The organism is Psychrobacter sp. 1U2 (assembly GCF_051847575.1).
Genome location: NZ_JBPYDC010001163.1, coordinates 1 through 681, shown reverse-complemented (window position 1 = coordinate 681; position 681 = coordinate 1). Strand labels below are relative to the sequence as shown.

Here is a 681-nt window from a genome sequence, read left to right as displayed (position 1 = left end):
GGTTTTCAAGCTCACCCTCAAGCGCTTTGGCGATATCTTCGACATCATCTGCCAAGTCCAAATCTGCATTGCGCGTCAGTCGAAACTGATGACAGCCTGTCACATTCATCCCAGGGAATAGCTCACCAATATGCTCATGAATAATAGCTGAGAGCATGACATGATGCTCTTTGCCGCCAGTCAGCTCATCAGGCAGGCGAATGACACGCGGCAGACTACGCGGCGCAGGTACAATAGCCAGATTGATATCACGACCAAAAGCATCTTTGCCTTCTAATGTTGCGATAAAGTTTAGGCTCTTATTAACCAGTCGCGGAAACGGGTGGGCAGGATCGATGCTAATGGGCGTTAGTACTGGCGATACTTGCTCCGTAAAATAACGCTTCATCCAAGCCGATTGCTCTGCATTTAATTCATCACGTTTTAAATAGCGGATATCTTCTTTGGCAAGGGCTGGTAGGATGTCTTCATTAAGAATACGATACTGCTCATTGATAGCCTCGTGTGCAATGGCTGATATCTCATTGAGAACTTCACTTGGGCGCATGCCATGAGCGCTCGTTGAGACATCTCCGATATTGAGCTTTTGCATGATACCGGCAACACGAATCTCAAAAAACTCATCAATATTTGATGAAAAAATAATCAAGAAAAATAAGCGCTCAAGTAATGGATGTCGCG

The 681-nt window shown here is 45.5% G+C and carries 1 pseudogene; it reads right to left on the bottom strand.

What is annotated here, in order from left to right:
* Positions 1 to 681, bottom strand: a pseudogene (locus ACS8FD_RS20990) (polyphosphate kinase 1); the annotation flags it as partial.